25 protein-coding genes are annotated in these 23,948 nt (G+C 59.0%); 9 read left to right on the top strand and 16 right to left on the bottom strand.

Translation table 11 applies throughout. The annotated features are described in order from the left end of the window. Positions 1 to 210: 210 nt before the first annotated feature. On the top strand, positions 211 to 1,701 hold the full coding sequence (locus BUE21_RS08145; RefSeq protein WP_073356195.1) for an ABC transporter substrate-binding protein: 1,491 nt from the start codon (positions 211 to 213) through the stop codon (positions 1,699 to 1,701). Positions 1,702 to 1,849: 148 nt separating this feature from the next. Next, a complete protein-coding gene (locus BUE21_RS08150; protein WP_073356196.1) occupies positions 1,850 to 3,646 on the top strand; it encodes a PhoH family protein in 1,797 nt (598 codons plus the stop codon). 118 nt (positions 3,647 to 3,764) lie between these two features. On the opposite strand, the gene chrA is transcribed toward BUE21_RS08150, so the two are convergent. After that, positions 3,765 to 4,976 carry a chromate efflux transporter gene (chrA, locus tag BUE21_RS08155; protein WP_073356197.1) on the bottom strand — a complete coding sequence of 404 codons (1,212 nt, stop codon included), beginning with the start codon at positions 4,974 to 4,976 and terminating at the stop codon, positions 3,765 to 3,767. A 136-nt stretch (positions 4,977 to 5,112) separates the two neighbouring features. Between chrA and acuR the strand changes: the two genes are divergently transcribed. Both acuR and acuI read left to right on the top strand, forming a co-directional pair. Beyond that, a complete protein-coding gene (gene acuR / locus BUE21_RS08160) occupies positions 5,113 to 5,772 on the top strand; it encodes an acrylate utilization transcriptional regulator AcuR (protein WP_073356198.1) in 660 nt (219 codons plus the stop codon). A gap of 32 nt (positions 5,773 to 5,804) precedes the next feature. Further along, entirely contained in the window at positions 5,805 to 6,797 is a 993-nt protein-coding gene (gene acuI / locus BUE21_RS08165; protein WP_073356199.1) for an acrylyl-CoA reductase (NADPH), read from the top strand. A 224-nt stretch (positions 6,798 to 7,021) separates the two neighbouring features. On the opposite strand, the gene rnhA is transcribed toward acuI, so the two are convergent. Then, positions 7,022 to 7,456: a ribonuclease HI gene (gene rnhA, locus BUE21_RS08170; protein ID WP_073356200.1), complete on the bottom strand. Its 435-nt coding sequence runs from the start codon at positions 7,454 to 7,456 to the stop codon at positions 7,022 to 7,024. A gap of 226 nt (positions 7,457 to 7,682) precedes the next feature. Here rnhA and BUE21_RS08175 point away from each other — a divergent pair, with 226 nt between their 5' ends. The 4 genes from BUE21_RS08175 (at position 7,683) to BUE21_RS08190 (ending at position 12,927) form a co-directional block, all read left to right on the top strand. Beyond that, complete coding sequence (locus BUE21_RS08175) at positions 7,683 to 9,158, top strand: FAD-binding oxidoreductase (RefSeq protein ID WP_073356201.1); 1,476 nt, start codon at positions 7,683 to 7,685, stop codon at positions 9,156 to 9,158. Then, positions 9,155 to 9,979 carry a thymidylate synthase gene (locus BUE21_RS08180; protein WP_073356202.1) on the top strand — a complete coding sequence of 275 codons (825 nt, stop codon included), beginning with the start codon at positions 9,155 to 9,157 and terminating at the stop codon, positions 9,977 to 9,979. The genes BUE21_RS08175 and BUE21_RS08180 overlap by 4 nt, the downstream gene beginning before the upstream one ends. A 548-nt stretch (positions 9,980 to 10,527) precedes the next feature. Next, the gene (locus BUE21_RS08185; protein ID WP_073356246.1) at positions 10,528 to 11,580 is read left to right on the top strand and encodes a carboxynorspermidine decarboxylase; all 1,053 of its coding nucleotides are present in this window, start codon (positions 10,528 to 10,530) and stop codon (positions 11,578 to 11,580) included. A gap of 72 nt (positions 11,581 to 11,652) precedes the next feature. After that, positions 11,653 to 12,927 carry a saccharopine dehydrogenase family protein gene (locus BUE21_RS08190; RefSeq protein WP_073356203.1) on the top strand — a complete coding sequence of 425 codons (1,275 nt, stop codon included), beginning with the start codon at positions 11,653 to 11,655 and terminating at the stop codon, positions 12,925 to 12,927. A 398-nt stretch (positions 12,928 to 13,325) separates the two neighbouring features. Here the strand turns inward: BUE21_RS08190 and ppa are convergent, their stop codons facing one another. The 4 genes from ppa to def form a co-directional block, all read right to left on the bottom strand. Beyond that, complete coding sequence (ppa, locus tag BUE21_RS08195; protein ID WP_073356247.1) at positions 13,326 to 13,853, bottom strand: inorganic diphosphatase; 528 nt, start codon at positions 13,851 to 13,853, stop codon at positions 13,326 to 13,328. A 196-nt stretch (positions 13,854 to 14,049) separates the two neighbouring features. After that, a complete protein-coding gene (locus BUE21_RS08200; RefSeq protein ID WP_073356204.1) occupies positions 14,050 to 14,544 on the bottom strand; it encodes a peroxiredoxin in 495 nt (164 codons plus the stop codon). A gap of 226 nt (positions 14,545 to 14,770) precedes the next feature. Then, positions 14,771 to 15,553: a zf-TFIIB domain-containing protein gene (locus BUE21_RS08205; protein ID WP_073356205.1), complete on the bottom strand. Its 783-nt coding sequence runs from the start codon at positions 15,551 to 15,553 to the stop codon at positions 14,771 to 14,773. Between the two features lie 3 nt (positions 15,554 to 15,556). Continuing rightward, positions 15,557 to 16,105 carry a peptide deformylase gene (gene def / locus BUE21_RS08210; protein WP_073356206.1) on the bottom strand — a complete coding sequence of 183 codons (549 nt, stop codon included), beginning with the start codon at positions 16,103 to 16,105 and terminating at the stop codon, positions 15,557 to 15,559. A 102-nt stretch (positions 16,106 to 16,207) separates the two neighbouring features. Here def and BUE21_RS08215 point away from each other — a divergent pair, with 102 nt between their 5' ends. After that, positions 16,208 to 16,714: a YbaN family protein gene (locus tag BUE21_RS08215; RefSeq protein ID WP_407656059.1), complete on the top strand. Its 507-nt coding sequence runs from the start codon at positions 16,208 to 16,210 to the stop codon at positions 16,712 to 16,714. Positions 16,715 to 16,720: 6 nt separating this feature from the next. Here BUE21_RS08215 and BUE21_RS08220 read toward each other — a convergent pair whose 3' ends face one another. From BUE21_RS08220 to BUE21_RS08260, 10 genes are all read right to left on the bottom strand, one after another. After that, positions 16,721 to 17,107, bottom strand: a complete 387-nt coding sequence (locus BUE21_RS08220; RefSeq protein ID WP_073356249.1) for an Mth938-like domain-containing protein — start codon at positions 17,105 to 17,107, stop codon at positions 16,721 to 16,723. Between the two features lie 60 nt (positions 17,108 to 17,167). Continuing rightward, entirely contained in the window at positions 17,168 to 18,109 is a 942-nt protein-coding gene (locus BUE21_RS14975; protein ID WP_073356207.1) for a recombinase family protein, read from the bottom strand. Positions 18,110 to 18,311: 202 nt separating this feature from the next. After that, positions 18,312 to 19,577: a zonular occludens toxin domain-containing protein gene (locus BUE21_RS08230; RefSeq protein ID WP_073356208.1), complete on the bottom strand. Its 1,266-nt coding sequence runs from the start codon at positions 19,575 to 19,577 to the stop codon at positions 18,312 to 18,314. 1 nt (position 19,578) lies between these two features. Further along, positions 19,579 to 19,914 (bottom strand): DUF2523 family protein, encoded by a 336-nt coding sequence (locus tag BUE21_RS08235; protein ID WP_073356209.1) that lies wholly within the window; start codon positions 19,912 to 19,914, stop codon positions 19,579 to 19,581. A gap of 3 nt (positions 19,915 to 19,917) precedes the next feature. Next, positions 19,918 to 21,393 (bottom strand): hypothetical protein, encoded by a 1,476-nt coding sequence (locus BUE21_RS14695; protein ID WP_159435827.1) that lies wholly within the window; start codon positions 21,391 to 21,393, stop codon positions 19,918 to 19,920. Between the two features lie 91 nt (positions 21,394 to 21,484). After that, on the bottom strand, positions 21,485 to 21,619 hold the full coding sequence (locus BUE21_RS15110) for a hypothetical protein (protein ID WP_268767829.1): 135 nt from the start codon (positions 21,617 to 21,619) through the stop codon (positions 21,485 to 21,487). Positions 21,620 to 21,684: 65 nt separating this feature from the next. Next, the gene (locus BUE21_RS08245) at positions 21,685 to 21,894 is read right to left on the bottom strand and encodes a hypothetical protein (protein ID WP_073356211.1); all 210 of its coding nucleotides are present in this window, start codon (positions 21,892 to 21,894) and stop codon (positions 21,685 to 21,687) included. A 149-nt stretch (positions 21,895 to 22,043) separates the two neighbouring features. Continuing rightward, positions 22,044 to 22,229 (bottom strand): hypothetical protein, encoded by a 186-nt coding sequence (locus BUE21_RS08250; protein ID WP_159435829.1) that lies wholly within the window; start codon positions 22,227 to 22,229, stop codon positions 22,044 to 22,046. Positions 22,230 to 22,272: 43 nt separating this feature from the next. Beyond that, positions 22,273 to 22,599 (bottom strand): hypothetical protein, encoded by a 327-nt coding sequence (locus tag BUE21_RS08255; protein ID WP_073356213.1) that lies wholly within the window; start codon positions 22,597 to 22,599, stop codon positions 22,273 to 22,275. Between the two features lie 34 nt (positions 22,600 to 22,633). Next, positions 22,634 to 23,797, bottom strand: a complete 1,164-nt coding sequence (locus tag BUE21_RS08260; protein ID WP_084523045.1) for a replication initiation factor domain-containing protein — start codon at positions 23,795 to 23,797, stop codon at positions 22,634 to 22,636. Positions 23,798 to 23,948 lie beyond the last annotated feature (151 nt).

A 23,948-nucleotide genomic window follows, 5' to 3' on the forward strand; every position in this document is an offset into this window, starting at 1 on the left:
CTGATGCGATGGCAGGCACCATTTCGGAAACTCACGGTCTATAGCATCGCACCCAGACAGGCACGCTCCGACGGGACATGCAGGGGCATTTCCCCCTGCCCCCTCGCTGCCGAACGACCAGCACGCAGCCCTGCACCTGTGCAATATCGGCTCCCGTGCGCCCGACTCCCCATTCACCCCCAACTCTGTCCCTGACAAGGAATTGATCCCATGCTGAACCGCCGTATTTTTCTGGCCAGCAGTGCCCTGGCTCCCATGGGGCTGTACGCCCCAGCCAACGCCTGGAGCCAGTCCGAGAAAAACACCGTATCCCTGGCCCTCGCCCTGGAGCCCACTGGCATGGACCCCACCGCCAATGCCGCCTCCTCGATTGCGGAAATCACCCTCTACAACATCTACGAAACACTCACCAAAATCAACGCCGATGGCAGCGTTTCGCCACTGCTGGCCGAAAGCTGGAATGTCGCCCCCGACCTGAAAACCTACACGTTCCGCCTGCGCACCGATGCGCGCTTTCACAATGGCGAACCCTGCAATGCCCACACCGTCAAGTTCGCCTTCGACCGTGCCAAGTCCGACAAAAGCACCAACAAGGACAAGGCCCTGTTCAGCAGCCTGAATACCGAAGTGGTGAACGAATACACGCTCACCCTCACCCACAGCGAAATCGACCCCGACCTGCTGTTCAAGCTCGGGCAGGCCACCGCCATCATCGTCGAACCCCAGAGTGCCAGCCAGAATGCCAGCCGCCCCGTCGGAACCGGCCCTTACCGACTGGCCCAATGGAGCAAGGGGGCATCCGTGACCCTCAAACGCTGGGCCGATCACTCCAGGGCCGCCAGCATCCGCATCGAACAGGCCCAATTTCGCTTCATATCCGACCCGGCCGCCCAGGTTGCCAGCCTGCTGGCAGGCGACATCGATGCCTTCCCGCGTGTCTCGCCACGCAGCATCACCCAGTTCGAAAACAACAACCGCTACCAGGTCATCGTCAGCGGCTCACGCGCCAAAACCATCCTGGCCATCAACAACCGGCGCAGCCCTCTCAATGACGTGCGCGTGCGCCGTGCCATTGCCGCCGCCATCGACCGCAAGGCCATCATCGAGGGGGCTGGCGACGGCCTGGGCGTGCCCATTGGCAGTCACTACGTCCCCGGTGCGTTCGGCTATGTGGATACCACCGGCATCAACCCCTTCGATGCCGACAAGGCCATCGCCCTGCTGAAGGAAGCCGGTGTCAAAACCCCGCTGAAGCTGAAAATGACCCTGCCGCCCGCACCCTACGCACGCCAGGGCGGTGTCATCGTCGCTGCACTGCTGGCCAAAATCGGCATTCAGGTCGAACTGCAAAACGTGGAATGGGCGCAGTGGCTGAGCCAGACCTACGGCAAGCACCAATTTGACCTGACATTGATCTCCCACGTCGAACCATTCGACCTGGGCAACTACGCCAAGCGCGACTACTACTGGGGCTACGACTCGGAGGCTTTCCGTGAGCTTTGGCAGAAAATCCAGCACACCAGCCAGCCCGCCGAACGCGCCCGCCTGCTGGGCAATGCCCAACGCCTGCTGGCTGAAGATGCGGTGAATGTCTTCCTTTACCAGCCCCAATGGGTCACAGTGGCGCACCGCAACCTGCGCGGCCTCTGGCGCGACATGCCCGTGTTCGTGAACGACCTCGCCAGCCTGCGCTGGGTGTGACGCGCCTCGCTTTTCGAGGTATCTGCCTGCCTTCTGCTTTTTGCCCTCTCATGCCAGACAACCTGTGCATAATCTGACAGCAGCGGGGCAGGTTCACTGCCCCATTGCCCCGCAACGGCCTCCCCCACCCATCCCCGATTCACTGCGTATGCCACTGCCACCAGCCCCAACCGCCCGCGGAACCATCCTCTCTCCCAGCGACTACCCCAAGGCGGTTGCCAAAGGCCGCAGGAAAACCGGCGCACAGGCTGACAGCGGCGCATCTGACAACCCCATTCCCCCCATCCCGGTCGAAGTCACGGATGCCGTGACCGCCACAGCATCGGCCCCCACTGCGCCAGCCAGCAAAGCGACCCGGACACGCAAAGCCCCATCGATCCCTCAGGCAGCCGCCGTGCAAACCCCGCTCCTGCCACCAGAGACACCGCCCGTGGCGGCAGCCGCTGCCCCGACAGAAACACCCGCCGTTCCAGCACCTGCCACAGCCCACCCCGATACCACCACGGCTCCACGGCGCAAAAGCAACCGGCGCAAGGCCACGCCCGCCAGCACCGCCACCCGGCTCTTCGTGCTCGACACCAACGTGCTGCTGCACGACCCCACCAGCCTGTTCCGATTCGAGGAACACGACATCTACCTGCCGCTGGTGGTACTGGAAGAACTCGACTCCCACAAGAAAGGCGCGACCGAAGTCGCCCGCAATGGCCGCCAGGTCAGCCGCAGCCTGGACGCACTGGTCTCGCTCAACACCGCCACCGACCTCTCCGACGGCCTGCCGCTGGATGCCTCTGGCCAGAAACAGGCACGCGGCAAGCTGATCTTCCAGACCACGCTGCTGGACAATGAACTGCCCCTGACCCTGCCGCAAGGCAAGGCCGACAACCAGATTTTGGGCGTGGTGCAATCGCTCAGCCGCAGCCACCCGGAGCGCGAAGTGGTGCTGGTGTCCAAGGACATCAACATGCGCGTCAAGGCCCGCGCCCTGGGGCTGGCCGCCGAAGACTACCAGAACGACAAGGCCCTGGACGACGACGAACTGCTCTACAGCGGCGCGCTCGCCCTGCCTGACAACTTCTGGCAGAAGCAGAACAAAAAACTCGAAAGCTGGCAATCACAGGGCGACACCTTCTACCGCGTCAGCGGACAGGCCGTGCAATCCATGCTCATCAACCAGTTCGTCTATTTCGAGACCCCGGGCGAAACCGGACTCTATGCCATCGTGCAGGAGCTGCAAGGCGACACCGCCGTGCTCAAGACCCTGCGCGACTACACGAGCAGCAAGAAAACCGTTTGGGGCGTGAGCGCGCGCAACCGCGAGCAGAACTTCGCCCTGAACCTGCTGATGGACCCCAGCATCGACATCGTCACCCTCGCGGGCACGGCAGGCACCGGCAAGACCCTGATGGCCCTTGCCGCCGGACTGGCCCAGGTGCTCGATGAACGTCGCTACAGCGAAATCATCATGACCCGCGCCACCGTCAGCGTGGGCGAAGACATCGGCTTTCTGCCCGGCACCGAAGAAGAGAAAATGGGGCCGTGGATGGGCGCGCTGGACGACAACCTGGAATTCCTCGGCAGCGGTGCCGCCACCGCCGGCGGCGACTGGGGGCGCAGCGTCACCAACGAACTGGTGCGCAGCCGCATCAAGATCAAGAGCATGAACTTCATGCGCGGGCGCACCTTCCTGAACAAATACCTCATCATCGACGAAGCGCAGAACCTCACGCCCAAGCAGTTGAAAACCCTCATCACCCGCGCCGGCCCCGGCACGAAAATCATCTGCATGGGCAACCTCGCCCAGATCGACACCCCCTACCTCACCGAAGGCTCCTCGGGCCTGACCTATGTGGTCGATCGCTTCAAGGGCTGGCGACACAGCGGACACATCACCCTGGCACGCGGCGAACGCTCCCGCCTGGCCGACTTCGCCAGCGAAGCCCTGTGATGTAATGGCTCCGTAGTCAGCTCATTTGCCAATCGGCAATGGTGTGGCCGCTCGCTTCATGGGCGGCTTTTTTCATGGCCCACGAAAATACTGGGCACACTCCTGCCCAGTCCCATATTCACCATACCGTCTGAATCAACCAGCCGACCAACCCTCCGCCCAGCACCACCAACCATGGCGGCAGTTTCCATGCCATCAATGCCACCAAGGCCAATAAAACCAGTCCGCCATCCAACGGTGTGTGGATGGCTCCTGTCCATACCGGCCGGTACAGGGCAGCCAGCAACAGCCCCACGACGGCAGCATTGGTGCCAGACAGGGCCGATCGCATGCGGGCATGGGAGCGCAGCCGCTCCCAGAACGGCAATACCCCCACTACCAACAGGAAGGATGGCGCGAAAATGGCCAGCAAACAGACGACTCCTCCCAACCATCCGGCAGGTTCATGGTTCATGGAGGCCCCCAGAAAAGCGGCGAACGTGAATAACGGCCCAGGAACAGCCTGCACCAGACCATACCCAGCCAGAAAAACATCGGGATTCACCCAGCCAGACGGCACGAGTTCGGCTTGCAGCAATGGCATAACCACATGCCCACCACCAAACACCAGAGATCCCACACGATAGAAAGCATCAACCATGCTCAGCCATGGCGACGCAAACATGGCCGACAACAGTGGCAAACCCAACAGCAACCCGCAAAACAATATCAGGCAATACAGACCTGCACGCAGCCGCCGGGTATGCGGCACAGGCTTCTGAGTCACGGCCGGAACAGCAGCACGAAGCCACAGCACCCCCACCATGGCCGCCATCGCCATCACTGCCATCTGCCCCCACACTGTGGGCACCAGCAACGCGAAGCCAGCCGCCACCACCATGATGCCGATGCGTGGTGCATCCGGGCACAGACTGCGTGACATACCCCAGACGGCTTGAACCACAACGGCCACAGCCACCACCTTCAGCCCATGCAGCAGACCCGGTGGGATCGCGTCACCGTAGCGAGCCACGCCCAGCGCGCACAGAATCAGCAGCGTGGCCGAAGGCAACGTAAAGCCGGCCCAGGCAGCCCACGCCCCTGCATAGCCCGCTCGGGACAACCCCAGTGCAATACCCACCTGACTGCTGGCAGGGCCAGGCAGAAACTGGCATAGAGCCACCAAGTCTGCGTACTCATGCTCGCTCAGCCAATGCCGGCGCAGCACGAATTCTTCACGGAAATAACCCAAATGGGCAACGGGGCCACCAAAGGCTGTCAGCCCCAGCCACAGAAAAATCACAAAAACAGCCCAGGGGCTGTTGCGCTCGGTCTCGACAGAGTGACTCATATCCCTCCTCCAGCCAATGCGGCTGTTTTCGAGACATGATAGTCGCAGCCGATGACATGAAAATTTTTACGCATCGATGGGTTTCACCCCTGTTTTTTTCTGCATAATTAAACAATCAGTCTAAATTTAAGCACACATGCCTGTTGATCCCTGCTCCAATGCCAGCAAACGGCGCGGTCGCCCGCCTAGGGACAACACTCGACCCTACGCCGATACCCGCCAGTTGCTGGTGCAGGCGGGCCTGGTCATGCTGACGCAGCGTGGCTATTCCAGTGTCGGCATCGAAGAAGTGCTGCGTCAGGTGGGCGTGCCCAAAGGCTCCTTCTATCACTACTTCGGCAGCAAGGAAGCCTTCGGCCAGGTGCTGATTGCCGCCTACCACGAGTACTTTTGCCGCAAGCTCGAACGCTGCCTCCTGCACCCGGCGCACTCGCCGCTGCAACGGGTACAGGACTTCGTGGACGATGCCAAGAACGGCATGGCGAAATATGGCTTCCAGCGCGGTTGTCTGGTGGGCAATCTGGGGCAGGAGATGAATGCCCTGCCCGAATCGTTTCGCCAGCAACTGATCGACGTTTTCAGCGAGTGGCAACAGCGCATGGCCCAGTGTCTGCGAGAGGCACAGGCCCAGCAGCAAATCCCGGCTTCGCGCGACTGCGAGTGGTTCGCCAGCTATTTCTGGATCGGCTGGGAAGGTGCGGTACTGCGCGCCAAGCTGGAGCAGTCTGCCGTGCCACTGGATATTTTTGCCAGAGGCTTCATGCACCTGGTCCAGTCCCCCCACCAGCCGACCTGATTTTCACCACCACACTACAGGAGACACCGTTTATGTTTCGCGGGATCGTGATCGACAAGGAAGACCAGAACCAGACCGTGCATCTGCGCGACGATCTGGAAGATGCCAGCCTGCCGGAAGGCAATGTCACGGTGCGGGTGGCCTATTCCACGCTGAACTACAAGGACGCGCTGGCCATCACCGGTACTTCGCCCATCGTGCGACGCTATCCGCTGGTGCCCGGCATCGATTTTGCCGGGGTCGTGGAGGCATCGGATGATCCGCAGTACCGCGTGGGCGACAAAGTCGTCCTCAACGGCTGGGGCGTGGGAGAAAAGCACTGGGGCGGACTGGCCGAGCGCGCACGCGTGCCGGGCGAATGGTTGATTCCATTGCAGGAACCCTTCACGCTGCGCCAGGCAATGGGGCTGGGCACGGCAGGTTATACCGCCATGTTGTGCGTTCTGGCTTTGGAAAAACAAGGTGTTACGCCAGATCAAGGCCCGGTGCTGGTCACGGGGGCCGCCGGTGGCGTAGGCAGTGTCGCCATTGCCGTGCTCGCCAAGCTGGGTTATGCCGTCACGGCCATGACCGGACGCAGTGAAGAAGCCGACTTCCTCACCTCGCTGGGTGCACAGGCCATCATCGACCGCGCCAGCTACAGCCAGCCCGGCAAACCGCTGGCCAAGGAACGTTGGGCCGGTGCGGTGGACGTGGCCGGTGGCCATGTGCTGGCCAATGTCTGCGCCGAAATCCAGTACGGTGGCGCAGTGGCGGCCTGTGGACTGGCGGCAGGCATGGCCTTCCCGGCCACCGTCGCCCCATTCATTCTGCGCGGCGTGACGCTGGCAGGTGTGGACAGCGTGATGGCCCCCAAGGCCGCACGCTTGCAGGCCTGGCAGCGACTGGCCGCTGATCTGGACATCGGCAAACTGGAACACCTCATCACCGAGGTGCCGCTGGAAGATGCCATCCCCACCGCCAGCCGCCTGCTGGCCGGGCAGGTGCGCGGGCGGGTGGTCGTGCCCCTCAACCCCACGCTGTAAAGACAGAGCCATTCACCAGTCAGAAGCTGGACGGAGACATTTCCCCAAAAAAACGAATCCATCAGTCAGAGTCATCGCCCGAACCACTGGATCCCAAGGAGACACAACCATCACAATGGCCGCCAACCAGGCGGCAGGTGGCCAGGGCAGGCAGGCCCTGCGGCTATTGGCCGCAGCAGCCTGTACCTATTCCCAGAACCTGTTCATCATCTCTGAACAGGTTCTCAACGGCTGACGCTGGCAACCCCCTGGTTGGCCAATGCGTCAGCCTTTTCATTTCCGGGGTTGCCCGCATGACCCTTGACCCATTGCCAGTGAATCCGGTGGCCGTGGTTCTGCACCAGATCGTCCAGCTTCTGCCACAGATCGACATTCTTCACGGGCTGCCTGCCTGCCGTCTGCCAGCCCTTGGCCTTCCACCCCTCGATCCACTCGGTGATGCCCTTGCGCACATACTGGCTGTCAAGGTACAGCGTGATGTCGCAGGGGCGTTTCAGAATCGCCAGTGCCTCGATGACCGCCTGCAACTCCATGCGATTGTTCGTGGTGTTGCGTGCGCCACCAAACAACTCCTTCTCGGCCGTGCCCGCGCGCAGCACGGCCCCCCAGCCCCCCACGCCAGGATTGCCCTTGCAGGCACCATCGGTGTAAATAATCACGCTTGTGCGTTTTTCCGGTGTCAAAAGAGGCTTCCTTTCACAATGGCCAGCTTCAGAAATCATGGCAGGAATACCCGAATGGGCTCCACCGCGCATGCGGCCATGATTGTGCAGCACCGCCCTGCCCCATCCCGGCAAAACCGCGATAATGGCGCATTCGCCTTGCCTGCACTCCATGCCGACCGTGCCAGGCACTTCTGGATTTTTCGTGATTGCCGACTGATTTATGACCTCCTTTCTGCCCGCCTCTTTCTTCGAACAACTTCGCACCCTCGTGGGCCACGACCACGTTCACACCGAAGGCGATCTGAGCCTCTGGGAACAGGACTGGCGCGGCCTGGCGCAAGGCAAGGCCCTGGCGGTGGTCAGCCCCGCCAGCACCTCGGAAGTGGCCGCTGTGGTGAAGCTCTGTGCCGAAGCCAAGGCACAGGGAGCTGCCATTTCCATCGTGCCGCAAGGGGGCAATACCGGGCTGGTGCTGGGCAGCATTCCCGATGGCAGCGGCACGCAGGTGGTGCTGAGCCTGCGCCGCATGCAGACCATCCGTGGCATCGACCCCCACAACCTCAGCATGACGGTGGATGCCGGCTGCATCCTGCAAAACCTGCAAGAAGCCGCCAAGTCCGCCGGGCTGCTGTTTCCCCTCAGCCTGGCTGCCCAGGGCAGTTGCGTGATCGGCGGCAACCTCGCCACCAACGCTGGCGGCACGCAAGTGGTACGCTACGGCAATGCGCGCGAACTCTGCATCGGGCTGGAAGTGGTGCTGGCCGATGGCCGCATCTGGAATGGCCTGTCCGGGCTGCGCAAGGACAACACCGGCTACGATCTGCGCAACCTCATCATTGGCAGTGAAGGCACGCTGGGCATCATCACCGGCGCGACCCTGAAGCTCTACCCCCAGCCTGCCGCCCGCGCCTGTGCCTGGCTGGCCACCCCCTCGCTGCACCATGCCGTGGAACTGCTGGCCCTGAGCCAGAAGCACCTGGCCTCCGGCCTGACCGGCTTCGAGGCCATGGAACAGGCCGCGCTGCAACTGGTGGAAAAACACATGCCGCAACTGCGCATGCCCATAGCCCCGACCACGGCAGAGGTGTTCGTGCTGCTGGAATACTCCGACGACGAAAGCGAAACCCGCGCCCAGAGCCGCCTGGAAAGCCTGCTCGAAGCCGCCTTTGAAGCGGGCGTGCTCACCGATGGTGCCGTCGCCCAGAGCCTGGATCAAAGCCAGCGCATGTGGGACATCCGCGAACACATTCCGCTGGCACAGGCACAGGAAGGCGTACATCTGAAGCACGATATTTCCGTCACCTCCTCCAGCATCCCCGCCTTCGTGGAGCGCGCCAAGGCACAACTGCAAGAGAGCCACCCGGATGCACGCGTCATCAACTTCGGCCACCTCGGCGATGGCAACCTGCACTTCAACGTGCAGGCTCCGCTGGGGGCAGACCCCAAGGCATTTGTCAAGGAACTGGCACAGCCCATTCAGGCCATCATCTACGACACCGTGGCCTTCTTCGGCGGCTCCTTCTCCGCCGAACACGGCGTGGGAACCCTCAAGCCCGCCGAACTGCTGCACTACAAAGACCCGGTGGCCCTGTCGCTGATGCGCTCCATCAAGCAGGCACTCGATCCGCACAGCCTCCTCAACCCCAACGCCGTGCTGCCACCTGCCGCCGATGCCCAAGCCGGGGAAGCGGCATGACGGTCATCGTCCCGCCCCAGCCAGTTCGCTCCCAGTACGAAGACTTGCTGCGCCACGTCTTCGAGCACGGAACCCGCAAGGCCGACCGCACCGGCACAGGCACGCGCAGCGTGTTCGGCCACCAGATGCGCTTCGACCTGTCCGAAGGCTTTCCACTCGTCACCACCAAGAAAGTCCACCTCAAGTCCATCATCTACGAATTGCTGTGGTTCCTGCGCGGCGACAGCAATGTGCGCTGGTTGCAACAGCATGGCGTGAGCATCTGGGACGAATGGGCGCGTGAGGACGGCGACCTTGGCCCCGTGTACGGCGTGCAATGGCGCAGCTGGCCCACCCCCGATGGTCAGCACATCGACCAGATCGCCCAGGTCATCGATACCCTGAAGACCAACCCAGAGTCGCGCCGCATCCTCGTCAGTGCCTGGAACGTGGGCGAACTCGATCGCATGGCCCTGATGCCCTGCCACGCCCTGTTCCAGTTCTACGTGGCCGATGGCAAGCTCAGTTGCCAGCTCTACCAGCGCAGTGCCGACCTGTTCCTGGGTGTGCCCTTCAATATCGCCAGCTATGCCCTGCTCACGCACATGGTGGCGCAGCAAACCGGTTTGCAGGCAGGCGACTTCATCTGGACAGGCGGCGACTGCCACATCTACGACAACCACACCGAACAGGTACAAACCCAGTTGGGCCGCAGCCCATTCGCCTACCCGCAACTGCGCATCCAACGCCAGCCCGCCAGCGTCTTCGACTACGCGTTCGACGACTTTGAAATCGTCGGCTACCAGCACCATCCCGCCATCAAAGCCCCGGTGGCCGTATAAGCCTGATTCAGAACACAGCCATGTGACACAGGTATTACATGGCATCAACCTTCCCACAGCGAAGGCTGATAGAATCGCCCGTTCATCCCAGAATATGTCGCATGGCCCCCATGCGACCCCTGGTTGGTCTCAACCCCCTATCCTGCAAGAGGTTGCTGAATCGCCATGGTTTTTGCCTTGAATCACCATTACCGCTGGGAGCGTCTGGATACGCTGTCCCACCACGTCCGACGCGACTACCGCGCCCTGCGCGACCAGATCGTCTGGTAATCCAGTCGCTGTCACTGCGCACCTTCCACGCTGACCCGCCCTGGCCAGGGCAATACCGGCTCACGCGCCGACACGCCAGCCGTGGAATTCTCTCCCCATAGTCCAAACCCGCCCGCACCTCTGCGGGCACAGTGGCAACACCCCACCGTCGTCCGGCACAGCCCCAGGCTGTGTCGCCCTTTTCCATTGCCTTGAAAGAAACCTGATTGAACCACTCCGCGCCCATTCCCCTGCAAACCCCCTACTACCTGCTGGACGAACAGAAGCTGCTGGCCAATATGCAGCGCATCGCACGCCTGCGCGAGCTGTCGGGAGCCAAGGCACTGCTGGCACTCAAGTGCTTCGCCACCTGGTCGGTGTTTCCGCTGATGCGCGAATACATGGATGGCACCACGTCCTCGTCCCTGCACGAGGTCAAGCTGGGGCACCAGAAGTTCGGTGGTGAAACCCATGCCTACAGCGTCGCCTACGCCGACCACGAAATCGACGAGGTGCTCGCCCACAGCGACAAGATCATCTTCAATTCACTCAATCAGTTGCAGCGTTTCGCGGCCAAGGCACAAGGGGTGGGCAAGCCCATCGGCCTGCGTGTCAATCCCGGCACCAGCAACTCGCCTTACCTGCTGGCCGATCCGGCACGCCCCCACAGCCGCCTGGGCGAGGCCGATCCAGAAAAAATCGCCACGGTCATCAGCCAGCTCTCCGGCCTAATGTTCCACAACAATTGCGAAAACCGCAGCTTCACCAGCTTCGATGCCATGCTCGGCCACATCGAACAGCGTTTTGGTCACCTGATTGCCCAGGTGCAATGGGTCAGCCTGGGCGGCGGCATTCACTTCAGCGACCCCGACTATCCGCTGGAGGCACTGGCGCAACGGCTCAAGGCATTTGCCGAAAAATTCGGCGTACAGGTTTATCTGGAACCGGGCGAGGCCGCCATTGCCAACACCGCCACGCTGGAAGTCAGCGTGCTGGATACCAGCTTCAACGGCAAGCCCATTGCCGTGGTGGACAGCTCCATCGAAGCGCACATGCTGGACCTGCTGATCTACAACCTCACCGCCCGCATCGAACCCCATAGCGGCGAACACGCCACCCTCGTCTGCGGCAAGTCCTGCCTGGCGGGCGATATTTTTGGTGAATTCCGCTTCGAGCGGCCTTTGCAGGTGGGCGATCGCCTCTCCATCCAGGATGCCGCAGGCTACACGATGGTGAAGAAAAACTGGTTCAACGGCCTGGCCATGCCATCCATCGTCGTGCGTCGGCTGGACGGACGCGAGGAACTGGTGCAACAGTCCGGATTCGACGATTACGTCAGCAGCCTTTCGTGAGACCGGCACGGTCTGGCGAAAGATACCTTGCCGCAATATCGCGGTATCCAACCATAGGGGGCTTTGTGCAAAATGAAGAAGAATGTTTTGATTATTGGTGCAGGTGGAGTGGGGCAGGTAGCAGCGCATAAATGCGCACAGCACAACCGGCAACTGGGCGACATCCATATCGCCTCGCGCAACATCCGCAAATGCCTGGCCATCATCGACAGCATCCATGAAAAAGGGGCACTGCAAGACCCCAAGGGCGTGCTCAGGGCGCACGCACTCGATGCCATGGACACTGCTGCCACACGCCGCCTGATCGAGAAAACAGGCGCGCAGATCGTCATCAACCTGGGACATGCCTTCGTGAACATGTCCGTGCTGGAAGCCTGCATCCAGAGCGGTGCCGCCTACATCGACACTGCCATTCACGAAGACCCGACCAGAATCTGTGAGGCCCCTCCCTGGTACGCCAACCACGAGTGGAAGCGCAAACCTGCCTGTGCCGAAAAAGGCATCACCGCCATCCTGGGCTGCGGCTTCGACCCCGGTGTGGTCAATGCCTACGCCGCGCTGGCCGTGCAGGAATACTTCGACCACGTCGATTCCATCGACATCATCGACATCAATGCCGGCAGCCACGGCCGCTACTTCGCCACCAACTTCAACCCGGAAATCAACTTCCGCGAATTCACCGGCAAAGTCTGGAGCTGGCAAAACAGCGCGTGGACGCAGAACAGAATGTTCGAGGTCAAGCGCACCGACACCCTGCCCATCGTCGGCCAGCAAACCTCCTACCTCACCGGCCACGACGAGCTGCACTCGCTCTCGCAGCACCTGAATGTGCCCAACATCCGCTTCTGGATGGGTTTTGGTGAGCACTACATCAACGTCTTCACCGTGCTGCGCAACCTCGGCCTGCTGTCCGAAAAACCCGTGAAACTCGACGATGGCCGCGAAGTCGTGCCGCTGCAACTGGTCAAGGCCGTGCTGCCCGACCCGGCATCCCTGGCTCCCGGCTATGTGGGCAAGACCTGCATCGGCAACCTCGTCAAAGGCCAGAAAGACGGCCAGGAACGCGAGATTTTCATCTACAACGTGGCCGATCACGTCGAAGCCTTCGCCGAAGTCGGCAGCCAGGGCATTTCCTACACCGCTGGAGTGCCCGCCGTCGCTGCTGCCGTGCTGATTGCCCAAGGCACCTGGGACGTGCAGAAAATGGTCAATGTGGAAGAACTGCCCTGCAAGCCCTTCATCAACCTGATGAACGCCATCGGCCTGCCCACCCATATCCGCATCGGCAACAACCAAGAGGATATGCTACTCTCCTTTGAACTGGATGAGCAGGCACAGGAAGCCTAAGAACCTGTTCACGATGCCCATGAAAAAACGGTTGCTTTTCAGGCAACCGTTTTTTTTGACATCCTCCCCTGCCTAAAGGCAGGGGATTCCTACGGTGCTCAAACCAGCACTTGGCTGGGTTGAGTCACTTCGGCGGGTTCCTGCTTCACCGAGGCTGCGCGCCTTGCCTTTGCAGGCTTGGCGTGACTTGCGTCCTCTCCACAGGCTTTACATCCGGCATGCCCTGCCGTAGCCCTTGCGGGACATTCACATGACCGTCATTGAGAAGCCGACAACGTTCCCTGGTAGCCACCATGTCACTTTAACACAGGAACCCTGCGGGTTCCGCTCTTTCCTTCCCCGCCCCCGTATCCAGTACGGGGCAGGCTCTGAAGGACGGGGTTTGACGCGCTTTTCGATCATTTGGCCGCATTGGCCAGGCCATCGGTGATTTCCTGGTGAGCGGCTTCAATGCCTTCCCAGCCCAGCACCTTGACCCACTTGCCCTTTTCTAGGTCCTTGTAGTGCTCGAAGAAATGCACGATCGCATTCAGGGTGGCCTCGTTCACGTCGTCCAGCGTTTTCAGGTGGGCGTAGGCGGGCAGAATCTTCGCCGTCGGCACAGCCAGCACCTTGCCGTCCACGCCCGACTCGTCTTCCATCTTCAGAATGCCCAATGCGCGCGAAGGCACCACCACGCCCGGCAGCAGCGGATAGGGAGTCAGCACCAGCACATCCACCGGATCGCCATCGCCAGCCAGTGTCTGCGGCACATAGCCGTAGTTGGCGGGATAGAACATGGCCGTGCCAATGAAGCGATCCACAAACACTGCACCGCTATCCTTGTCCACCTCGTACTTGATCGGATCGGAGTTCTGCGGAATCTCGATCACTACATTGAAGTTTTCAGGCAGGTTTTTTCCGGGAGACACTTTTTCGAGGGACATGGGGTTCACACCTTGCTGTTGAAAGAAAATGAAGGACACAAAAATTCAGACAGGCCGTGGAACCTGCCTGAAGCACCATAAACGTGCATTTTATGCGCAGAAGAATCAGCAATCTGCACTTTTCATGACAAGAAAAAACCCATGCCCTTTCACAGAAAACGCATGGGTCAGGGTTTTCACCAGGTGAATTTCACCATCAGGCCACCTGTTTTTCCTCGTTGGCCTTGTTCAGCACCTTCACGGCCTTGAGCACTTCGTCCACATGGCCGGGCACCTTGAGGCCACGCCACTCCTGAAGCAGAACCCCAGTAGGGCCAATCAGGAACGTGCTGCGTTCAATGCCCTTGACCTTCTTGCCGTACATGATCTTGTTCTTGACCACACCGAACATGTGGCACATTTTTTCTTCCGTGTCGGCAATCAGCTCGAAAGGCAGCTCCAGCTTTTCCTTGAAGCCTTCATGGGACTTCATGTTGTCGCGTGAGACACCAAAGATCACCGCATCCAACTCGCTGAATTCATCATATTTATCGCGGAACTGCGTCGCTTCGGTGGTACAGCCGGGCGTATTGTCCTTGGGATAGAAGTACAGCACCACGGTTTTGCCAGTATGCGACGCATTGCTGACCGTCACGCCACCAGTAGCCTGGGCTTCAAATTCGGGAAGAAGTTTATTGACAACGATCGCCATGTTAATGCACTCTCTCAATCAAATGTGTCGTTGGAAAAATGTCGAACCCATGCAATTTTTCTTGACAGACCACCGACATCCCATAAAGATATGCCCTGCATTCATAATTCCTATTAGTCCGTCCTGAAAAATTATGGAGATCGGGAAACATTCCGATTATACCTGATAAGCATTATTTTGTATCCAAAAGTCTTTCAGGTAGCAGGACAATCACCCTGCTGGAAACTCAATCCAGCACCCGGCTGATGGCTCGCCAGACCAGATTCACACCGGCAGACCACAACTCATCTCCCACGGCCCCATCGCGCCATGATTCCTGGCGACGCTGACGGCGTTCGCGTTCATGCTCCATGCGGATGCGTTCAGTGGCCAGCAACACTTCTGCGGATGTCAGGCTGGCCTGCGTTGTCCGGGGTGTAGTTTCAGCAGCCATGGCTGTGTTGCGTTCTGTACCGCTGTAGCGCGCCAGAGCCTTTTCCACTGCCTGCGGATCCAGCAGTGAAAAAGCCGAACGGCAATAAGGACAGGCATGATCCTGGCGCAAATCCACTGCCGCGCCGCAACTGCTGCAATGAATCACCCGCAATGACTCGGCAATTGCCTGGATTTCCGGCTTGGTGAGGTGGCGCACAAAGCCTTTTTCCACCATGAACGAGGAAAACGTGCCGAAGCGGCCATGCTGCACACAACGGTACACCACATAGGGGCCGCTTTTGGTGCGGTCGGCCCCCCGCTCCAGTCGGGTGCTGCAACGCGGACAGTTCATGCGTTCCTTCAGCGGCGTGTGCGGCTCGTCGCGGTGCGCGTACAGGGTCTTGAACAGGCTCAACACCGAGTCGTGCGACAGTTGCAGGCTCTCGCGGGTATCGAACCAGATGCCGTGGCAGGCAAAGCACAAATCCAGCTCCAGCGGTCGCCCCAGCGAGGATTGAACCTGCAAGACCTCCATCGGGGACTTGCAGGAAGGGCAGGATGCAGACGGGGCAGTGGTTGGCGGTGGCGGGTACATGTGTCAGTCGCTCCGGGGCGTGTCAGCTACGGCCAGTTCAGGGAATAGTACATCGGTATAGCCCCATTCGCGCAGGTCGTCCATGCGCATGGGGTAGAGAATGCCGTGCAGGTGGTCGTATTCGTGCTGCACCACCCGGGCATGAAAACCTTCGGCCACCCGCTCGATCGGCATGCCGTGTGCATCCAGTCCCCGGTAGCGGATGGCCTGGAAGCGCGGCACCCGTCCGCGCAGACCGGGAATGGACAGACAGCCTTCCCAATCGTGCTCCAGCAGATCGGAAAGCGGTTCGATGGTGGGGTTGATGAGCACCGTACGCTCCACCAGAGGCCGTTGCGGATAGCGTGGATTGGCAGCCTCTGCACCGAACACGATCACCTGGAGGTTCACGCCGATCTGCGGCGCAGCCAGCCCGGCCCCCTGCGCATGCCGCATGGTGTCCCACAAGTCCTGCACCAGCGTCTGGATGGCAGGACTGCCCACGTCCCGCACCGGCTGGCTGAGGGCAAGCAGGCGCGGATCGCCCATTTTGAGGATAGTTTGAATCGACATGACACCGATTATCGCCCCATGCCGCATAGGCCGTGCCAGAATGGCAATGGCAGGCTGCAACGAGACCCTGCCAGAGAGCCATCTGCCGACCGACACCTCCGCATGCCCATGCCCCCTTCCCCTCCTTCGCCACAGCCCCTGCGCCCACCCGGCCAGGAGCCGGAGGATACGCCCCCCTCTGCCACAGCATCAGAACCCGCGCCCACCAACCCGCGCGTGCGCCAGCACCGGGGGCTGGCGCGTCTGCTGCTGCTGGTGCTGGCCTGGCTGTCCCTGGGCATGGGAGTGATCGGGATTTTTGTGCCGGGGCTGCCCACCACGGTCTTCGTGCTGATCGCCGCCTGGGCTGCTGCCCGCAGTTCACCCCGATTGCACCAGTGGCTTTACACACACCGGCTGTTTGGCCCAATGTTGCGCAACTGGGAGGCCGGGGGCTTCGTCAGTCGCCCGGCCAAGCGTGCGGCCGCCCTGACCATGCTGGCCTGCGCCGCGCTGATGCTGGTGCTGGACGTGGTCTGGTGGGCCACCGCACTGGCCTGCGGCTGCATGCTGTGCGTGGGCATCTGGCTGTGGTTGCGGCCAGAGCCACCACCCGGCGATTCTCGCTAAAGAACGTCAGGCCGGGGCCGACTCCAGTATCAGCGCGGCCACCACCTTGCGTCCCTCCCCGGCCAGCACGTTGAAGGTGCGGCAGGCGGCAGCGGTGTCCATCGTCTCCAGCCCCAACTGGTACTGGGCGAATGGCCGCAGCCATGCCGGTGGCGGAAAGCGGTTGCGCAGACCACTGCCCAGCAGCACCACCTGCGCCTGCTGGCTGGTGCTGGCCAAATGCAGCAGGTGCTCGGCCGTCAGGTCCTCGAAGCGGGGACAGTCCCACAATTCCTGCCGCCCTTCCGAGCTGAGAATGACGCTCTGCGCCAGCCGCTGCTGTGGCAGTTGCACCCAGTCCGTGCCGTATGCCTTGATGCTGAAATCGTGAAGCGGGTCGGCGTGGAATTTCATGGTGGTATCGTTTCTGTTGCGCAAGGTGGTTCTGTGGTCAAATTATATTTTAACTGTTGTTTAGATACGACGCTGCTTCTGCCGACGGAACAAATCCTGTATGCGCCAATACGGTTGATCTAGCAGCTCAGCAATGTGCACAGGCCGCATACCTTCTGCCCTCAAATCGAGGGCTTTTTGTTGCTGTTCCGGGGTCATCGCGGACGGTCTGCCAAATTTCACGCCTCGCGACATTGCAGCCTCACGGCCAGCCGCGCACCGTTCGCGAATCAAGGAGCGTTCGAGTTCAGCGAATGCACCCAACATCTGAATGGTGAAAACGCCCATGCTGGTGGTGGTGTCGATGGGTTCGGTCAGACTGCGAACCGTCGCACCCATAGCGTCAATGCGTTCTATGACACGCAAAAGGTCATTGAGACTACGGGCTACCCGGTCCAACTTCCAGAAAACCAAGGTATCGTCAGGTTGCAGGCGTTGTATCGCCATATTCAGCATAGGGCGGTCATAGCGTACCCCGCTGGCGTGCTCCTGATACAGGTTCGGCAGTTTGACACCAGCAGCTAACAACGCATCACGCTGCATTGCCGTGTCCTGGTCGTATGTGCTCACGCGAGCGTATCCGATCAGCATGATTTCCTCCGGTTCAGGTTGCAAAAAACCAAACAGCCGCTTATCAGGGGCGGATTGATCGGGGCGGGTCTGGTGGCCACAGCTCCGCCGAACGGTTGCGTGTGCAGTGATGTTGCCGATGCGTTGCGCATGGCGTGGTGCGGCTGTGGGTGTAGTCAGTGTAGTGACGGCCACCATGTGGGGCTGGCCGCCCCCCATACCCCCGGCGGGCAATACGTGACAGCACGCCATAACCTGCCCTAAACTGCCAACCATGAAAATAGTCGCAGCAATTCTTTTATCTGTAGCTCTGACCATAGGGCTGGCTTGGCTGGCTATGGAGGCGTACCAGTACAGGGTGGCCAGGACAATGGAGGCCGTGACAGAAATCACGACGCAGCAGATAAAGACGATTCAGGAGCAACAACCGGTTCATGTGTGGCGCACAGTGCGCGGCAGGTCATCAGATACGTGCCTGGCAGAATCTCATGGCACATTTGACAATGCCTACGTCCGGTGTAGGGAAGGGTGGCAAGAGTATGTACGGGTCTATCAAAATGGGCGCGAACAAGTCATCCGAGAACGCGCCATCGGTTCAAGGTGACGCACGTCCATCAGAGCGTGCGCCGGTCGAGGAGTCAACAACGATAGGGCGGCCCAGTGACCCATCATTGAGGGGAGGAGCATCACAGGTTATGGCCCTGCGATTACTGCCCAGTATGAGCCAGCCAGCACAAGGGCCGAGCCGCTGCCATTCATAGCCAGCGGCTTGCATATCATCGCTGGTTACGTCGTACATTTGACGGTTGCCATCACTGACGACGAACGAGGTCAGAGAACGCCCACCCATCACGATATGCCCAGTCATGTGGATCTGCTGGTGGTCATAAACGCCAGAAGGTTTTGGCGATGGTGGCGGTAACGGTGGCGGCTCTGATACTGGCGGTGGCTGTGGCGGTAGGAGTGGCTCCGGTGAAAGCGAAGGCGGCGGCGGTTCGGTCAAAGCCGAATTTTGAGGGGGTGGATTAACAGGTTTGTGCTGTTGCGGAAACTGATGATCGGGGTTGTTATCTCGATCAGAAAAAAACAGGAAATGAATTGTGTAGGCAATGAATCCGAACATGAAAACATAATACAAACGTCGCCAGCGTTTGAATTTGACCATTAGCGGCGTGACATCCCGAGAATCTTCTTCCGCGACAGCCCTGCCCTGTGTGTGGCTGCTGTACAAATCAAAGTACTGCGGCATATAAGGGCGTTCATCCTGCTGGATTTCTGCGCCACGGTATCCTGCAAAAACACGCCGTATGTAGGCATTTTTCCTACCTAGAATATCGACCTTACGACAGCGTATCAGCGTTGCAATCAATCTGGCTATGGGTTGGTTGATGTCCCGTGTGGATTGTGTGAGCAGCAATACATCGGCGTTGTAATGTCGATGGAGCTTATACCATTCAATGACGGCCTTTGGTGTTCCAATGCGGTCTAGGGCAACGTGGCATTCATCGATGACATACAGCGGCCCTATGCCGTCGTCACGCTTCCAGTCTGTGTAGTAGTCCCAAACACTGCCAAACGTGGATACATCAACGCTCGGGGTTTCAGTGTGGCCGTCCTCAAAAAGCTGAAATGCAGGGGATTTTGCAATATTAGAGGAATCCCATATTCCCAGTATCGGGGCAGGCTGTGTGCGAACATCAATCAGGTCACGGTAGCGCGGGTCAATAGCTGATAGTCGTTCAATATTCAGTGGTAGGTTGGTGATGACTTTTCGGCCTTGTTGGAGACTGGGCAGGATATGGTAAACAACAGCCTCATAACTTTTTCCACTACCCGGAATTCCTTCGATTGCATTAATCATATCAACTACCCAATCTGACAAATGGGATTAGCTGCAATATCAACCTGATTCCAATCGCAGCAATAATCACAACGCAGGCATCACCAATTCCCAAAAGTCCTAGGACGTTGAGCATTTCCGATGGCAAATCTCCCCAGGCACTGGAATATTTTTCCAAATCAGAGAAATCCAATTGATCAATCAATTCAAATATGAGGTCAAGGATTTCTTCAGAAGCCCACGAAAACAAATCCTGCAACATTAACCAAATGGCATCGAGGACATCGACAACAAGATCGAAAAACCATTGCAAAACACTTTCCAGCCATTTCAGAATGCTATTAATCAAATCGGACATAATTCACCCTCCAAATATAAGCTGCCTGGCCAACAATAGAGAATATATCAATATAACGACACGAAGAATGGGCCATATCTCACATGGCGGCTGAACTTTATAAACACCAAGGTTCATCATTCGGGAAAGGTCAAAATCCCAAGAAGGACAGGTGCCACTATTAATATGCGTTGGCATTATCGATTTTGAAAACCTCATGATTGATGTGTTATCAATGCGATTCGTAAAATCAGAGAAAACACCTTTAATTCCGTCAGGGTATCTAGGCTCATAAAGACCGCAATCATCGCCTGTACACGAACCGGGCAAATCGCCAAAATCATAAGAGTCGCCCTCGCCCTCGCCTTCGCCCTCGCCCTCGCCATAGCAGGCTGCAACACCGTTAACGGTGCCCCAGGACTGGCCAGTGGGACATTGTTTGTAGCAGATGGGCTGTCCGTTGATGGTGCCCTGCAAAAACATGCCGGCGGGACAACTTCCGTCACTGTCGCCGTCCTTCTCACCAACTATCGTGACAGCACATGGCGGCAATCCGGGGCCACCGCAAACCGCAGGGGCACCGTCGCCCCCTTTGCCCCCGTCTCCACCTCTGCCGCCCTGGCCTCCCTGACCACCAGTTCCGCCAGTCCCACCCTGTCCGCCGGTGCCACCGGTGCCAGGTTGGCCAGGTGCGCCGGGTGCGCCCGGTTGACCAGGGGCACCAGCAGAGCCGCCAGAACCATCGGAGCCGTCAGAGCCGGAGCCATCACCGCCCCCTGAGCCATTGCCGTCCCCTGAGCCGTTGCCATCCCCTGAGCCGTTGCCGTCCCCTGAGCCGTTGCCATCCCCTGAGCCGTTGCCGTCCCCTGAGCCGTTGCCGTCCCCTGAGCCGTCGCCATCCCCTGAGCCGTCGCCATCCCCTGTGCCGTTGCCATTCCCTGTGCCCGTGCCCGTGCCTGTGCCTGTGCCAGTACCGGTGCCTGAACCTTCACCGGAGCCATCCCCTGAGCCGTTGCCGTCCCCGTCACCATCGCCAGGGGTGCAGACCTGACCTGTGAAAAAAAACCCGCCGGTAGTGCCTGTTGGGGTCACAACGACCTCATATTGAGCGGCACAGCCATCGAGACAACCAGCAGAGGGAGCAGAGCCGGTGCCGCATTTTTTTGTGCGAGTAGAAATCATCGATTGACCGTAAACCGACAATGGGCACGGATTTGATGATGTAGGTGTTCGGGATTTTTGCGTCGAACAAACGTTTAGTTTTCCAGAGGAATAAGAGCCAGAACCGATGCAACCAGCAGGTCGATTCCAAACCGAATGAAAAACTTTTGAAAAACCATTTGAAGCAGCATAACCATCCATCCCAGCGGCAGAACAAGCAGCCTGCCCGGTTGGATACCACTGACCATTGTAATGATATTCAACAGCCTGCGAAAACGCCGGGGCAGCACCCAAAACCACCAGCAGAGCGGCAAATATGCGGATGATTTTTTTGGTCATGTGTGGCGTAAAAAAAGAGCCGCGCCAATCGCCCCGATCAGCACGAAAATGACATGAATCAGGATGATTAGCGCGGACAACAGCATGATGATTACACGCGGCGAACGACGCGCTTGCCGACAGTGGCACCTTGGAGTGCGAATGCAATGCCGACGATGGTAATCGACAGGGCAGTGACGGCGGCTGCAATGCCAGCCAGGTCAACGGATTCGAGAACTTCAATCATAATTCTGACTTTCAAAAAATGGTGCGAAATTACACCGATATGGCCTGTGCCATATCCCTGTAATCTCACAATTGTCGAATGAGTTTTATGGCTACAGATGTGACATATCCCAAAAGGGCCGGTGTCAATACCATGGCGATGCCAAACGAGTAGGCGTACAGCAGAGATTCAGGGGTGAGGCCCAGTGCGGCAAATGTCTCAATGGTGATTTCTGCCGTAGCCACCTGATATTCAGGCGGGCATGGCATGAGATCATGGGCGCACTGGATGAGCATCAATCACCTTCCGAAAAAAAATGTTCGCACACAGGGCAGGTATATGTGCCCACGAGGTCTGGGGCCAAATCATCGTTGTGGCCCTCAAACTCAAAAGGGTCACCGGAATATTCACATTCGGGACAAGTCATAAAAATCCAAACCTTTCTTCAATTGTGAAAATCATAGTCAAAATCGGTACCAATCCGATCGAGATCAATGACCATCGGTAAATCATCGGGGACGGTATAGTCAGCCAGCAGTTGCACGGTGTAATCGTAATCTGGTAAACACCCAATACCAATTTTTGCAAGCGATCGCTCCCAACGTGCCTCTTGATTTTCAAAATCGGGCACGAGGAATAGGCCAGTTCGTTGGGATTGGATTACCAGGCGCATATCAAACAGTCCGTTGTGCAGCAGCGGGAGCAATGCTTTTCAGCTTGAGTTTTGCACCGTCATTTGCTCCTGCGGAGATGATGAATTCAACCTCAACGGGAAGGCCCGCAGCAGGCCATGCCTTATCAAGTTTTTCCCATTTCTCAATTTCATGAGAATCACCAAACTTGAATGGACGGGATACGGTACCGATGGTTTTTCCCCGTGAGCCATCCAAATCAACGTTCAGGTAGAAGGTGGTGCTGTCAAATTCGACACTGGAGCCTGCATCGTTTTTGAACTCGCCTTTGCTGGCTTTGATGCCAGTGCAGATAACAACGGTTTTCATAGTTCCCTTTAATGCCCTTGGTTACAGGTGTTGGTCAGCCCGGGCAAGCTGCACCCGCGAAGTTGCGATAAATCCGGTCGTAGGCGGTCATGAGTTCGGAATCGCTGAATTTGCGCAGCCGCTGGGGCTTGTCTGCGTGTTCGATGAGGTCCCAAAATTTTTCACCGAGACCACGGGCGGCCATGAGGACGTTCGGCCCTGCTGTTTCAGTGACCCATTTCAAGGCCCGCCAACATTCGGCGTTGACGGTTTCGACGGCCAGGCGTTTTTTACATTCGATTTTTTGGGGGAGGACTGGATGCTGTTGTTCCTGTTCCCGGAGGATGTGGGCGTGCCAATCGCTGGCTCCGGCGAAGTAATCGGCAGGACGGGTGAGGATGTCCGAGGGGAGGATGCGCAGCTTGTTGCCGTACCGCAGTTCGATGCGGCACCAGGTGGAGCCGCTGGTTTTGCCAAAGAGTTGATGGCCTTTTTCGTAGATGTTGGTCTGCTTGCCTGCCTCTTTGCTGCCAACGTAGAAACTCCGGCTGTGGGGGTTGATGTTTGACCAGTTCCCAACGTGGTTGCATTCGAGTGTGCGGCCGTGGACATCCATCAGACGGTTGTTGTAGTCTGTTTCGCATCGGTCGATAAAGCCATGTCCTGCATCGAAAATATCCAATGCAAGGTCAACGCGGGTGATGCGGGCCTTGCGGTAGTCCAGCATACGGGCGATTTTTGATTGCCAACCGGAGGCGGCAAAGGTGCAGGCATGGCCGTACAGATTGACGTGGATGGTGCGGGCCTGTTTGCGCTGGTTTTTGTGCTCACTGGAGGCCCCAAAGCCAACCCATCCGCATTCATGGCCATGGCGCATGATGCTGATGCGATGGCGGTAGAAGTCGTGGCCTTTTCTGATGAGGGCATCAATGTAGTAGTCGGGGCCGAGATATTCGGCTACTTCGTCGGCCAGGTCTTTGGCCTGGGCGGCTTGGTGCCATTGAGCTTCCGACAGGTTTTGGTCACCGTCGAGGTTGAGGCCATACCAGTGCCGGATATCGGGCAGGTCTGGAGGGAAGATGGCTGCATGGTTGATTGCGGTATCAACGGTGAAGCGCAACCAGTCAACAGCAATATGGGTTTGTGTGTCCTGTCGATTGGCCAGGAGACGCAACTTGACGGTGTTGCCGTCCAATGCGAGAGGGTTGACGCGGGTCATCGGGGCGTCCTCTCCTGCTCTCCCCGCTGGCTGCTCTGGCAACGGTTATCCCCGTGATTACCATCGGGGAGGCAGACACCGCCACCAGGCCGCGCAGTATCCCCGAGGGGGCCCCTCTGCGCGGCCTGGTGGCCAATCTGCTCCAGCATCA

Origin of the sequence: Lampropedia hyalina DSM 16112, assembly GCF_900129055.1 — a bacterium.
Taxonomy (GTDB): Bacteria; Pseudomonadota; Gammaproteobacteria; order Burkholderiales; family Burkholderiaceae_C; genus Lampropedia; species Lampropedia hyalina.